General features: G+C 63.0%; 10 protein-coding genes. 3 read left to right on the top strand and 7 right to left on the bottom strand.

Features of this window, described 5'->3' with window-relative positions:
- Positions 1-180: 180 nt before the first annotated feature.
- The 4 genes from ppx to CO666_RS05895 form a co-directional block, all read right to left on the bottom strand.
- Positions 181-1,701 (bottom strand): exopolyphosphatase, encoded by a 1,521-nt coding sequence (gene ppx / locus CO666_RS05880; RefSeq protein WP_097611163.1) that lies wholly within the window; start codon positions 1,699-1,701, stop codon positions 181-183.
- An 11-nt stretch (positions 1,702-1,712) separates the two neighbouring features.
- Complete coding sequence (locus tag CO666_RS05885) at positions 1,713-3,917, bottom strand: RNA degradosome polyphosphate kinase (protein ID WP_097611164.1); 2,205 nt, start codon at positions 3,915-3,917, stop codon at positions 1,713-1,715.
- Positions 3,918-3,983: 66 nt separating this feature from the next.
- A complete protein-coding gene (gene hdaA / locus CO666_RS05890; protein WP_097611165.1) occupies positions 3,984-4,697 on the bottom strand; it encodes a DnaA regulatory inactivator HdaA in 714 nt (237 codons plus the stop codon).
- Complete coding sequence (locus CO666_RS05895; RefSeq protein WP_097611166.1) at positions 4,690-5,814, bottom strand: AI-2E family transporter; 1,125 nt, start codon at positions 5,812-5,814, stop codon at positions 4,690-4,692. The genes hdaA and CO666_RS05895 overlap by 8 nt, the downstream gene beginning before the upstream one ends.
- 245 nt (positions 5,815-6,059) lie before the next feature.
- Between CO666_RS05895 and purM the strand changes: the two genes are divergently transcribed.
- Together purM and purN are read left to right on the top strand one after the other, a co-directional pair.
- Positions 6,060-7,133, top strand: a complete 1,074-nt coding sequence (purM, locus tag CO666_RS05900; RefSeq protein ID WP_097611167.1) for a phosphoribosylformylglycinamidine cyclo-ligase — start codon at positions 6,060-6,062, stop codon at positions 7,131-7,133.
- On the top strand, positions 7,130-7,801 hold the full coding sequence (gene purN, locus CO666_RS05905; protein ID WP_097611168.1) for a phosphoribosylglycinamide formyltransferase: 672 nt from the start codon (positions 7,130-7,132) through the stop codon (positions 7,799-7,801). Before purM ends, purN begins: the two co-directional genes overlap by 4 nt.
- Before the next feature lie 197 nt (positions 7,802-7,998).
- Here the strand turns inward: purN and CO666_RS05915 are convergent, their stop codons facing one another.
- From CO666_RS05915 to CO666_RS05925, 3 genes are all read right to left on the bottom strand, one after another.
- Positions 7,999-9,168, bottom strand: a complete 1,170-nt coding sequence (locus CO666_RS05915) for an alpha-D-ribose 1-methylphosphonate 5-triphosphate diphosphatase (RefSeq protein ID WP_097611169.1) — start codon at positions 9,166-9,168, stop codon at positions 7,999-8,001.
- A 146-nt stretch (positions 9,169-9,314) separates the two neighbouring features.
- Positions 9,315-9,905, bottom strand: coding sequence for an NUDIX domain-containing protein (locus CO666_RS05920; protein WP_097611170.1), 591 nt, complete (start codon positions 9,903-9,905; stop codon positions 9,315-9,317).
- Positions 9,902-12,106 (bottom strand): molybdopterin-containing oxidoreductase family protein, encoded by a 2,205-nt coding sequence (locus CO666_RS05925; RefSeq protein ID WP_097611171.1) that lies wholly within the window; start codon positions 12,104-12,106, stop codon positions 9,902-9,904. The genes CO666_RS05920 and CO666_RS05925 overlap by 4 nt, the downstream gene beginning before the upstream one ends.
- Before the next feature lie 16 nt (positions 12,107-12,122).
- Here CO666_RS05925 and CO666_RS05930 point away from each other — a divergent pair, with 16 nt between their 5' ends.
- Complete coding sequence (locus CO666_RS05930) at positions 12,123-12,992, top strand: 23S rRNA (adenine(2030)-N(6))-methyltransferase RlmJ (protein WP_097611172.1); 870 nt, start codon at positions 12,123-12,125, stop codon at positions 12,990-12,992.
- Positions 12,993-13,053 lie beyond the last annotated feature (61 nt).

Here is a 13,053-nt window from a genome sequence, read left to right on the forward strand (position 1 = left end):
CACAGGAATCCAGCCACGGCGCGTCCGCGCCGTGATTGAATCGATACAGCAAGAGAAAAGAGTCTTTCGCGCCCAAGGACTTGGGCGCGCTGGATTCCTGTGACAAGCACAGGAATGAGGGAGGAGCGAGGCTTCGGCACCAAAAGCAAAGCGGCCGAATACGGCAACAGCGGGACTACCCTACTCGAACCGGAACGCCAGCCTCTTGTTCGTCAGCCTCGACAGTTGCTGCAGGCGGCCGTCCAGGCGTTCGCCGGCGAAATCGCGGTATTCGGGGGGCACGACGAATTCGAGGTCGAGGTCCGGGTTCACTGATTTACGGAAGGTCAGGCTTCTGACGATGCCCGGCATCGAGGCCGAGAAAAGGTAGACGACGCGCAGCATGCCGCCGAGCAGCTTGGCGCGCTCGATGAATTGCGGGGTGGCGATCTGGGCCAGCGGGCCGGTGGCGCCGTCGTCGTGCAGGCCCTCGAAACGGTAGTAGTTGGTGAGCGCGATGAAGGCGCGGCCGGGATGGCTGATGCCGACGAAGGAGGAGTGGGCGATGACGTTCAGCGCCTGCAGGCCGCGGTAGTCGGGGTGGGCGCGCCAGCTGATATCGGCAAGCAGACAGGCGGCCTGACGATAGCGGCTTTCCTCTTCGGTTTCCTGGACACCGAACAAGGGCATCATGCGGCCGGTCCATTCCGCCAGTTCACGGGCATGCTCGGGCGAACGGGCACGCAGGATCGCCAGCTCGCCGGCAGCGGCCAGCAGCGGATCGGCGCGGCGCTCGGCTTCCGACAACAGCGAAAAGAGATATCCCTCGCGCACGCCCTGCGCCGAGAAGGAGATCACCGACGGCTTCATGACGCTCAAGACTTCCTTCATGGCGATGGCGCCAAAGGGCAGCAGCGAACGGCGATGCTTGGAGACCGCCTGAAAGGCCGGTTCCTTGGAATCGCGCGCGGTCGCCACCTGATCGAGGAACAGCATCATCGCTTCGAGCGATACTTCATAACCCTGCATCATGTGCAGCGGATAGTTGGTGATCTCCATGTGCAGCTTGGCGATATTTCGCCAGGTGCCGCCGACGGCATAGAAGGTACGCCCCTCGCCTTTCGCCAGGAGCTTCGCCGTCTTCACCTGCTTGCGGGCAAAGGTCCGGGCCTTGGAAAGCGAGCCGCCGGCATATTCCGACAGGCGCAGACCGCCGAGCGGCAGCGTAATGCCCTTGCCGACCTCCTTGCCCTTGATGTCGATCAGTTCAAGCGAACCGCCGCCGAGGTCGCCGGCAATGCCATCGGGATTGAAGAAGCCGCTGATGATGCCGAGCGAGGCGAAACGAGCCTCCTCCTCGCCCGAGAGCACCCGGACGTGGCGCTGCAGGATCGTTTCGGCCTGATGGATGAAATCGGGACCGTTGCTCGCCTCGCGGGCGGCGGCCGTCGCCAGCACATACATGGTGGCGGCCCGCGCCTGATCGGACAGGGCCTTGAAACGGTGCAGCGCCGCCAGAGCCCGGGCGACGCTCTCTTCATCCATCTTGCCGGTGACGGCTATGCCTTTGCCGAGGCCACAGAGGACCTTTTCGTTGAAGAGGATCGTAGGCGAACGGGACAGGCCTTCGTAGACGACGAGACGAATGGAATTCGATCCGATGTCGACGACGGAGACCGGGGCGATCCCTGGAAGGCGCCCCTGGGCTTCAGATTCAACCATATGGTCCAGTTTTACTTGTTGTTGCGGCCTTCGAGCAGGCCGGCGATCAGTTTCGGCGCGCTGGATTTCAGAGCTTCACCACGGCCCGACAGGCTCGGATTGGTCATGAAATACTGCTGCGCATTGAACGGTTCCTCGCCCCTGCGCACTTCCATGCGCCGCGACGTACCGTCGGGCAATATCTCGTAGCTTTGTTGATTGTCAATCACGTTGCCGAGCATAATCTGTGACAAGACCTGCTCGTGAACGGTCGGATTCGTCAGCGGAACCATGGTCTCGACGCGGCGATCGAGATTTCGCGGCATCATGTCGGCCGAACCGATGTAGACCAGCGCCTTGTCCGACGGCAGGCCGTGGCCATTGCCGAAGCAGAAGATGCGGCTGTGTTCGAGGAAGCGGCCGACGATCGACTTGACGCGGATCTTCTCCGAGAGACCGGGCAACTGCGGACGCAGGCAGCAGATGCCGCGCACGACGAGATCGATTTCGACGCCGGCATGGCTGGCGCGATAGAGCGCATCGATGATGTCGGGATCGACAAGCGAATTCATCTTCATCCAGATCGCCGCCGGCGCACCGTTCTTGGCGTGCTGAATCTCTTCCTCGATGTGGCGCAGGATGCGTGGGCGCATCGTATAGGGCGAAATCGCAAGCTGCATGCCCTGTTCCGGCTCGCCGTAACCGGTGATGAAGTTGAAGATATTCGCCATGTCGTGGGCGATGACGGGATTGCAGGTGAAATAGGAGAGGTCCGTGTAGATCTTCGCGGTGATCGGGTGGTAATTGCCCGTTCCCAAATGGCAATAGGTTCTGAGCTTGCCTTCCTCACGGCGGACGACCATCGACATCTTGGCGTGGGTCTTGAGCTCGATGAAACCGAAGACGACCTGCACGCCGGCGCGCTCGAGATCGCGCGCCCAGCGGATGTTCGCCTCTTCGTCGAAGCGGGCCTTGAGCTCCACCAGCGCCGTCACCGACTTGCCGGCTTCGGCGGCGTCGACCAGCGCGCGCACGATCGGGCTGTCGTTGGAGGTGCGGTAGAGCGTCTGCTTTATCGCCAGGACATCAGGATCGCGCGCAGCCTGGAGAAGAAACTGGACCACCACGTCGAAGGATTCGTAGGGGTGGTGAACGACCATGTCCTTCTCGCGGATGGCGGCGAAGCAGTCGCCCGCATGTTCGCGGACGCGCTCGGGAAATCGCGCATTATAGGGCTGAAACCTGAGATCGTCGCGCGGCGCCTTGGTGATCTCCGACAGGGTGTTCAGCGCCAGCAGGCCGGGCAGAACGGCAACGCGGTTTTCGGGGATGCTGAGCGCCTGAACGACGAACTGGCGCAGCGAGGCCGGCATTTCGGAATCGGTTTCGATGCGGATGACCTTGCCGCGGCGGCGGCGCTTCAGTGCCGTTTCGAAGAAACGGACGAGATCCTCGGCCTCTTCCTCGACTTCGATATCGCTGTCGCGGATGACGCGGAACGTACCGGAGCCCTGCACCTCATAGCCCGGGTAGAGCCTGTGTATGAAGACGTTGGCGACGTCTTCCAGCGTGATGTAGCGGATCGTATTTCCATCATCGGGCAGCCGGACGAAACGGTCGAGCGCCACCGGCAGGCGCAGCAGCGCCGTCATCGGCTCGCGGCCGTTCTTGCTGACGAGCTGCAGGCCGATCGAGAAGCCGAGATTGGGAATGAAGGGGAACGGATGGGCCGGATCGATCGACAGCGGCGTCAGAACCGGAAAGATCGCCTGTTCGAATTCGGCGGCCAGCCACTGGCGGTCGGCATCGCTCAAGGCGCCGGGGCGCACGATCAGGATGTCTTCCTTTGCGAGATACTGCTGCAGCACGGCAAGCGAGGCCTGCTGCTCCATCTGCAGATGGTCGATCTCTTGCAGGATCGAATCGAGCTGCTCGGCCGGCGTCTTGCCGTCGGGGCTGCGGATGGCGATGTTCTGGCGCACCTGACCTTCGAGGCCGGCAACACGCACCATGAAGAATTCATCGAGGTTGGCGGCCGAAATCGACAGGAAGCGGACGCGCTCGAGCAGCGGATGCTCGGTATTCAGCGTTTCTTCCAGGACTCGGCGGTTGAACTGCAGCCAGGAGAATTCGCGGTTGATGAAGCGCTCGGGGCTCTTGAGCAACTCTTCCAGCGGCGGGGTGTTATCGTTGATCTCAGGCGTGAGTTCCTGATGTTCTGCGACTGCGCTATCCATGGTCCGCTTACCCCGTTCTCAATCGCCGACGGCAATTATATCAGTTTCACGACGGAACTGTGACAGTCAATCGGCCGGCTCCGAATTTCCCAATTCATTCAATACTTCAGCGGCAAGAGTGCGGGTGATTTTCGTGCCTCGCGACAGGGCCAGCCGGTCAAGCCTTTCGACGATCGTCTGGGCGGCGTTCAGCGACCGCTCCATCCGGTTGACGATATAGAGCACGAGTTTGTCATCTATATAAAGCTGCCGGTCGGCAAAGAGCTTGACGATCACCTGCGACAACAGCGCCTCGTCGGGCTCGCCGATCTCGACGACGGTCGCAGCCTTCAGCCGCGAGCGCAGATCGGGCAGCGAAACCGGCCATGACATCGGCCAGAGACGGCTTGTCATCAACAGGCTGGTGCCGTTTTCGCGTACGCTGTTGATGACGTGGAAGAGCGTGTTGTCGTCGAAGCCGAAACGGTCGGCATCCTCAAATAGAACGGGGCCGTTCGCCGCCGCAACGGCGGCATCGGAGCCGACCTTGGGATGAATGATCTCCGCCCCGCTGTGTTCCTTCCAGATGCCGGCCAGATGCGATTTGCCCGAGCCCACCGGGCCGGCAAGGATAACGACTGGCGACGGCCAGTTCGGCCAGGCGTCGACGATCGAAACCGCCGCAGCGAGACGCTCCGAGATCAGCAGATCGTCGCGCCCGCTGGCAGCATCGTGCGAAAAGGCGAGCGGCAGCTGCTCTCCGGCCTTGCGCTTCGGATCAGCGTTCTTCACGTCATTCATTGGGAACTGATTTCGTCTTCCGGGCGCGGCCACTGGATGACCCGCCAAAATAAAGATCGCTCTGAAGGTAACGCGAAAGCGCGAAACGAACAAGCACACCGACGGCGGCGGCCGCCGGCACCGCGACGAGAAGCCCGACGAAACCGAAGAGCGCGCCAAAGGCAAAAAGCGCAAACATCAGCCAGACCGGATGCAGGCCGACGCTGGAACCGACGAGCTTGGGCTGCAGGATGTTGCCTTCGAGGAACTGGCCGCTGAAGAAGACGGCGAGCACCAGGCCGATCCAGAAATAATCCGGCCAGAACTGGACGATCGCCACGCCGACAGCGAGCACCAGGCCGACCATCGAACCGACATAGGGAATGAAGCTGATCATGCCGGCGAAGAGGCCGATCAGCAGGCCGAAGTTCAGCCCGACCAGGGACAGGCCGGCGGCATAATAAATGCCGAGGATGAGGCAAAGCGAGCCCTGACCGCGGATGAAGCCGGCAATCGCCTGGTCGATCTCCTTGGCGATCTGGCGGACATCGCTGATGTAATCGCGCGGGATCCACTGATCGACCTTGGAGACCATGCGGTCCCAATCGAGCAGGATATAGAAGGCGACGACCGGGGTGACGACGAGCAGCGAGATGACGTCGACGATCGCCTTGCCGGAATTCCAGATCTGCGCGAAGAGCCCGGTCAAGAAGCCCATGCCTTCGGAGAGGATGCCGGAGAAATTGTCCTTGATCGTACCGGCCTGGCTCTTGACCCAGTCCGGCAGCAGCGAATTCTGCGACTGGCTGATGAACTGCTGCAGCTGGCTGATATAACCCGGAAGACGCTCGGCGAAGTCGTTGAACTGGCTGACGAGCACGGGAATGAGGATCATCAGCGCCAGCGCAAAGACGATGACGAAGGCGATGAGGATACCGACCGTCGCCATCATGCGGCTGAGGCCCAGGCGTTCCAGCCGGTCGGCCACGGGATCGAGGAAATAGGCGATCGCCATGCCGGCGATGAACGGCAGGAGGATCGAGCTGAAGACGTAGAGAAAGGCGATGAAGAAGACGAGCACTGCCAGCCAGAAGAAGATCTGACGTTTGAGACTGTTGCCGCTGACTTGCTGTGGCATCTCTTCTCCGCTGATCGCTTTCCGCCGCCAAACGCCGCATCCGAACCGAAGCGGCCATTCAGCACATAGGATGCAGGCGCAAAGATGGTCAACCCTGTCGCGGCAAATCCCGGAAAGCCTGCGAGAAGACGCGGGAAATTGGGGGCTTTTGCCATGCAGCGCTTGCATAAACGCCCCTGTCATGCAATTGCGACCGGCAGATGACGCGGCGCGTCTGCCGCCTGAAATAGCCATCGGAGACCAGCATGAGCCAGTCTGGGAAAAACGGCCTGACCTACAGCGACGCGGGCGTCGACATCGATGCCGGCAACCTGCTCGTCGAGAAGATCAAACCGGCGGTGCGCTCGACCCGGCGTCCCGGCGCCGACGGCGAGATCGGCGGCTTCGGCGGTCTCTTCGATCTCAAGGCCGCGGGCTTTACCGATCCGGTTCTGGTCGCCGCCAATGACGGCGTCGGGACCAAGCTGAAGATCGCCATCGATGCCGATTATCACGACACTGTCGGCATCGACCTCGTCGCCATGTGCGTCAACGATCTCGTGGTCCAGGGCGCCGAGCCGCTGTTCTTCCTCGATTATTTCGCGACCGGCAAACTCGACCCCGACCAGGGTGCGGCGATCGTCGGCGGCATCGCCGCCGGCTGCCGCGAGGCCGGCTGCGCATTGATTGGCGGCGAGACCGCCGAAATGCCCGGCATGTATTCCTCCGGCGATTACGATCTCGCCGGTTTTGCCGTCGGTGCTGCCGAACGCGGCAAGCTGCTGCCCTCAGGCGATATCGCCGAGGGCGACGTGATCCTCGGCCTTGCCTCCTCCGGCGTCCATTCCAACGGTTTCTCGCTGGTGCGCAAGATCGTCGAACTCTCCGGCCTCGGCTGGGATGCGCCGGCACCCTTCGCCGAAGGCAAGAAGCTCGGCGAAGCGCTGCTCGAGCCGACCCGCATCTATGTGAAGCCGCTCCTCAAGGCGATCCGCGAGACCGGTGCGCTGAAGGCGCTCGCCCATATCACCGGCGGCGGCTTCCCGGAGAATATTCCGCGCGTGCTGCCGAAGCAGCTGGCTGCCGAGATCGATCTCGATGCCGTCAAGGTGCCGCCAGTGTTTTCGTGGCTCGCCAAATCCGGCGGCGTCGAGGCGAAAGAAATGCTGCGCACCTTCAACTGCGGCGTCGGCATGATCGTCGTCGTCGCTGACGAGAATGTCGCGGCGGTTTCCGCGGCACTGGAAGCCGAAGGCGAAAAGGTCATCACCCTCGGCCGGATGATCGCCCGCGACGAAGGTGCTGCCGGTACGGTCTACAAGGGCACGCTTGCCCTATGAGCACGCCGCGCAAACGCGTCGTCGTCTTCATATCAGGCAGCGGCTCCAACATGATGGCGCTGGTTGCGGCGGCCAAGGCCGCCGACTATCCGGCCGAGATCGTCGGCGTGATCTCCGACAAGGCGGAGGCCGGAGGGCTTGCCAAGGCAGCCGCCGAAGGCATCGCCACCTTCGCCTTCCCCCGCAAGGACTATGCCAGCAAGGAGGCACATGAGGCGGCGATCTTTTCCGCACTCGACACGCTTTCGCCCGACATTCTCTGCCTGGCCGGCTACATGCGGCTGCTGACTGCGACCTTCATCCAGCGTTACGAAGGCCGGATGCTCAACATCCACCCTTCCCTGCTGCCGCTGTTTCCAGGCCTGCATACCCATCAGCGCGCGCTCGACGCCGGCATGCGCATCGCCGGCTGTACCGTGCATTTCGTCACCGAAGCCATGGACGAAGGGCCGACGATCGGCCAGGCCGCCGTCCCCGTTCTCTCCGGCGACACGGCCGAAAGCCTTGCCGCGCGCGTACTTACCGTCGAACATCAGATCTATCCGCAGGCGCTGCGGCTCATTGCCGAGGGCCGGGTGACGATGGACGGTGGCAAGGCGGTGGGTGCTGAGGCTTCGATTGCCGCGCCCAAGGCTCAGCTGATTTCTATGATCGGCGACCGGGCTTAAGCGCGTTGCTGCGCGGCGCGAATGGCCGCCCCTCATCCGGCTGCCGCCACCTTCTCCCCGTAAACGGGGCGAAGGGACCAAGCCGCAACCTCTCCGTTTCCACCTCGCTCTCGCAGGGCACGTCCCCTCGCCCCGTTTACGGGGAGAGGGTTAGGGTGAGGGGCAAATCAACGAACCGCAGCCTTGGGCGACCGCGCTTAAGCCGCCAGCGCCCGCAGCGGGTGCAGCGTGCCGTCGCTGTAGACGAAGCGGCCGGCGCGGAAGGTGGCGCGGATGCGGTTGATGTTGCCCGGCTCGACCACGACCAGATCGGCGCGCTGGCCGAGGGCGATTTCGCCGCGATCCGTAAGACCGGCGGAGCGGGCGGCATTGCCGGTCGCCATGGCGACGGCGGCCGGTAGGCCACCTTCCACCATGTCGGCGAGCTTGACGATGCCGGGCACGAAGGCGGCCGGATGATAATCGGCGGCGATGACGCTGAGCAGGCCGGCCTTGGCGGCGTCCAGCGCGCTAAGATTGCCGGACATCGACTGGCCGCGCAGCGCATTCGGGGCGCCCATCAGCGTCCAGAGGCCACGGCGGCGCGCCTCTTCGGCCGCCGGTGCCGTGACCGGAAACTCGCTGATGGTGACGCCGAGGTCGTGCATCTCGGCGACTTTTTCGACGCTGTCGTCGTCATGCGAGGCAAGCGACAGCTTATGCTTCAGCGACAGCGCAACGATCTCTCGCAGCTTGGCGTCGATTTCAGGGTTGTTGCGCATGGCGATGCGCTTGGCGACGATCTCGGCCGCCATGTCCTCGGAGATGGCGCGGCGCTCGGAAATGCTGAGGATGTAACTTTGAAGATTGTTGTACTGGCCCTGGCCCGGTGTGTGGTCGGTGAGCGAGACCATGTCGATCTGAGCGGCATTCAGCAGGCGCTCGAGGGCGGCGGCGGCGCCGACATTGGTGATTTCGTAGCGGGCATGGACGCGGTGATCGATCAAGAGATCGTCGCGCAGGCGGTTGATGCCCTCGATCACCGCCGAGGTCGTCTCCAGCGAGCGGACGTGGCCGTAGACGCTTTCGGTGGCGAAGGAGACCGCGGCAAAGGCCGTGGTGACGCCGGCGGCGGCAAGTTTCTTGTCGAGTTCGTGGATGCCGAAATCGATCGGCATCGTCGCGTTCGGCCGCGGCGCGATCTCGCGTTCGATCATGTCGCCGTGCAGGTCGACAAACCCCGGCATCAACAGCCGCCCGCCGCCATCGATGGCGGCACCCGCGACCAACTCCGGCCGGATCTCGGCGATGACGCCATCCTCAACACGTAGGGAAGCTTCACTCACCACCTCGTTGGGGAGAACGAGGGTGAAATTGCTGAGCCACATGGGCTTTCTCCTGACCGCATCGATGATTGACAGACCGCAGCGGATAGAACCGCTTCGTGACAAACGTATGAAATTTCAAACGCCACAACCGCGATAGCGAAACCGTCTTCGGCCCAACCCAGCGGCTTGCCCAGACCGCTCATCCGCTAGCGAAGTTTATTTCTGTTCAACACAGCCCATTGCAGCAGCATGATCGTCTTGGCGTCGAAGATCTCGCCGGTTTCGATCATCCGGGTGGCCTCGTCGAGCGGGATTTCCAGGACCTCGATATCCTCGTGCTCCTCGTCCAGGCCGCCGCCTTCGGCGACGCGGTCGGCGATGTCGATCAGCGAGACGAAGAAGTGGACGACTTCGGCAAAGGCGCCCGGCGACGTGTAGCATTTGAACAAGAAGCGCGCATCGCGCAGCTGGTAACCGGTTTCTTCCATCGCCTCGCGGCGGATCGCCTGTTCCGGATGATCGTCGTCGAGAAGGCCGGCCGGCACCTCGACTATCCAGGCGGGATCGCCATTAAGATGCACGGCAAGCCGGAACTGGCGAACGAGAACGACGAGGTCGCGTGTCGGATCGTAAAGCAGGATGCAGGCGGCCGGCGTGCGGTGATAGACCTCCCGCTTCAGGCGCTGGGTCGCGCCCTTGCGGTCGATATAGTCGAGCAGATAGCTGCTCAACCGCGTCCAGCCATTCGACAGCGTTTCCTCGCTGACGATCTTCACGCGTGATTTCGGCTGCATCATATTGCGTCCTTGCGAAGCCAGACCTTGTTGTCGTGAACGGCCGCCCCGCCATAGGGCGCGACCGGGTCGGCGCCGGTCAAGACGTTGATACCCTCGCCGTCGACATGCGCCTTATTCGGCCAGAGGCCCTCGGCGATCAGCACACCCGATTTCACTTCGGTGGTGATGCGGGCGTGGATGCGCAGGTCGCCGCGGCTGTTGCCGATGCGGACAAGGTCTCCATGGGCGATGCCGCCGGCTTCGGCGTCGGCCGGATTGATCATCACCTCGGGCCGGCCTTCCTTCTGGCGGGAGGTCTTGGTCTCGGAGAAGCTCGAATTCAGGAAGTTGCGCGCAGGCGACGTGGCCAGGCGGAAAGGATGCTCGGGATCCGCCACTTCGATGACATCGACCTGATCGGGGAAGGCCGGCAGTTCGGCATGCGGCCCGAGCACGCCGATCGCCGCCGGCGGCTTGTTCGGCGCCGGCTGATTGATCCAGTCCGGGCGGAAATGGAACTTGCCATCGGGATGGGCAAAGCCGTTCAGGAAATGTGCGTCATCGAAAGCCGGCTGGCGATCGAACCATTTATGCTCGAGGAAATGCTCGTAATCCGGCAAGCCGCTCGCTTCGAGCACGCGGTCGACCATCTCGCGGGCGGTGAAGCCGAAGCCGGGCCGATCGGCGACGCCGAGGCGTTTGGCCAGTTCCTCGATGACGAAGAGATTGCTGCGCACGCTTGGCGGCGGTTCGACTAGTTTCGGTCCCAGCAGGATGTGGTTCTGGCCGCCGGCGCGGTAGATGTCGTCGTGCTCGACGAACATCGTCGCGGGAAGGACGATGTCGGCGATGTCGGCCGTCTCGGTCATGAACTGCTCGTGGACGGCGACGAAGAGATCGTCGCGGGCGAAGCCGCGTCTGACGAGGCGCTGCTCGGGAGCGATATTGGCGGGATTGGTGTTCTGGATCAGCATGGCCGTCACCGGACCGCGATGGCGCAGCGCCACTGCATCACCGGTCAGCACCCGGCCGATCTGCGACTGGTCGAGCATGCGAATATCGGCATCCTTCATCGACCGGCCGGTCAATTCCGCATTGTTCATGCGGAAGATATCGGTATTCGAATGGAAGGCGCCGCCGCCCTCATATTGCCAGGAACCGAGAACGGTGGCGATCGAGGCGGCCGCGTGCATGGCGACCGCGCCGTTGCGTTGGCGGGTGAAGCCGTAGCCGAGACGGAAGAAGGTCTTTTTCGTCGTGCCGACGAGGCGCGCGAAGGCTTCGATCTCCTCGACCGAAAGGCCGGTGATGGCAGCGGCCCATTGCGGCGTCTTCGTCTTCAGATGCGCTTCGAGACCTTCGGGATCGTCGGCGTATTTCGCCATATAGTCCCGATCGGCGTAACCGTCGCGGAAGGCGACATGCATGACGGCGCAGGCAAGTGCGGCGTCGGTGCCGGGTTTGACGATCAGGGCCATATCGGCCTGCTTCATCGTCGGGTTGTCGTAGATGTCGATGACGACGATCTTCGCGCCGCGTTCCTTGCGGGACTTGATGGCGTGGGTCATCACGTTGACCTGGGTGGAGACCGCATTGGTGCCCCAGATCACGACGCAGTCGGTGCGGCCCATCTCGCGCGGATCCGGCCCGCGCAGCACACCGGTCGCCACGGTGAAGCCGGTCCAGGCGGGGTTGGTGCAGATCGAGGAGAAGAAGCCGGAATAACGCTTGGCATGACGCAGGCGATCGATCGAGTCGCGCTGCACCCAGCCCATGGTGCCGGCGTAGAAATAGGGCCAGATCGCCTCGCTGCCGTCCTTCGCCTCGGCCTGCACGAAGGCTTCGGCGATCTCGTCAAGCGCATCGTCCCAGGAGATCTGCTGCCACTGCCCTGCCCCCTTGGCGCCGGCACGGCGCAAGGGATGCATCAACCGGTCGGGATGGTAGAGCCGTTCGGCATAGCGGGCGACCTTGGCGCAGATGACGCCTGACGTATAGGAATGATCGTTTGCGCCGCGCACGCGGCCGATGCGGCCATCCTCGGATATTTCAACCTCGAGCGCGCAGGTGGAGGGACAGTCATGCGGACAGGCCGTGTGGCCGATCTTGCTGTCCAGCTTCGGGGATTTGGCGTGGATGGGGGTCGCAATGTTCATGGCCTTTGTATATTGCAAGGCTTCTGCGGCCAAAAGCCACAAAAACTCTCGATAACGCGAATTCATACGGACATCAGCGAAAATGAACTACCGCCACATCTATCATGCGGGCAATTTTGCCGATGTGCTGAAACATGCCGTGCTGGCGCGGCTGATCCGCTACATGCAGAAGAAGGATGGGGCATTCCGCGTGCTCGACACGCATGCCGGCATCGGGCTCTACGACCTCTCCTCCGAGGAAGCGCAGAAAACCGGCGAATGGCTCGAGGGTATCGGCAAGCTGATGCAGGCCGATCTCGGGCCGCAGGTTTCCGAACTGCTGGAACCCTATCTCGCAGCAATCCGCGAGCTCAATCCGGAGGGCGGCATCCGCTTCTATCCCGGATCGCCGAAACTGGCGCGCATGCTGTTCCGGCCGCAGGACCGCCTGTCGGCAATGGAGCTGCATCCCGAGGATTACCTCAGGCTGCACCGGCTGTTCGAGGGCGATCACCACGCCCGCATCACCGAGCTCGACGGCTGGCTGGCGCTCGGCGCGCATCTGCCGCCGAAGGAGAAGCGCGGCATCGTGCTCGTCGATCCACCCTTCGAGGAAGAGAACGAATATCAGCGGCTGGCCGAGGGGCTGGAAAAGGCCTATCGCCGCTTTCCCGGCGGCACCTATTGCCTGTGGTATCCGCTGAAGAAGGGTGCGCCGATCAAGGAATTCCACGAGAGGCTGCAGGCGCTCGACATACCGAAGATGCTCTGCGCCGAACTGACCGTGCGCAGCGACCGCGGCATCACCGGACTGACGGGCTCCGGCCTCGTCATCGTCAATCCGCCCTTCACGCTGAAGGACGAGCTGCACCAGCTGCTGCCGGCGTTGAAGGACCATCTGGCGCAGGACCGCTTCGCCTCGCACCGGGCCTTCTGGCTGCGCGGCGAGACCAAGGCGGTCAAGGATGATTGACTGAGGGACGATTGCTGGGGGACGATTGACCGGGCAAGAGGCTTCGGGAATAGTCCGCCGC

This window comes from Rhizobium chutanense (assembly GCF_002531935.1).
Lineage (GTDB): Bacteria > Pseudomonadota > Alphaproteobacteria > Rhizobiales > Rhizobiaceae > Rhizobium > Rhizobium chutanense.

Coding starts and splice junctions, on each gene's coding strand:
- ppx (WP_097611163.1), bottom strand. CDS start 1,701: ATGGTTGAATCTGAAGCCCAGGGGCGCCTTCCAGGGATCGCCCCGGTC.
- CO666_RS05885 (WP_097611164.1), bottom strand. CDS start 3,917: ATGGATAGCGCAGTCGCAGAACATCAGGAACTCACGCCTGAGATCAAC.
- hdaA (WP_097611165.1), bottom strand. CDS start 4,697: ATGAATGACGTGAAGAACGCTGATCCGAAGCGCAAGGCCGGAGAGCAG.
- CO666_RS05895 (WP_097611166.1), bottom strand. CDS start 5,814: ATGCCACAGCAAGTCAGCGGCAACAGTCTCAAACGTCAGATCTTCTTC.
- purM (WP_097611167.1), top strand. CDS start 6,060: ATGAGCCAGTCTGGGAAAAACGGCCTGACCTACAGCGACGCGGGCGTC.
- purN (WP_097611168.1), top strand. CDS start 7,130: ATGAGCACGCCGCGCAAACGCGTCGTCGTCTTCATATCAGGCAGCGGC.
- CO666_RS05915 (WP_097611169.1), bottom strand. CDS start 9,168: ATGTGGCTCAGCAATTTCACCCTCGTTCTCCCCAACGAGGTGGTGAGT.
- CO666_RS05920 (WP_097611170.1), bottom strand. CDS start 9,905: ATGATGCAGCCGAAATCACGCGTGAAGATCGTCAGCGAGGAAACGCTG.
- CO666_RS05925 (WP_097611171.1), bottom strand. CDS start 12,106: ATGAATTCGCGTTATCGAGAGTTTTTGTGGCTTTTGGCCGCAGAAGCC.
- CO666_RS05930 (WP_097611172.1), top strand. CDS start 12,123: ATGAACTACCGCCACATCTATCATGCGGGCAATTTTGCCGATGTGCTG.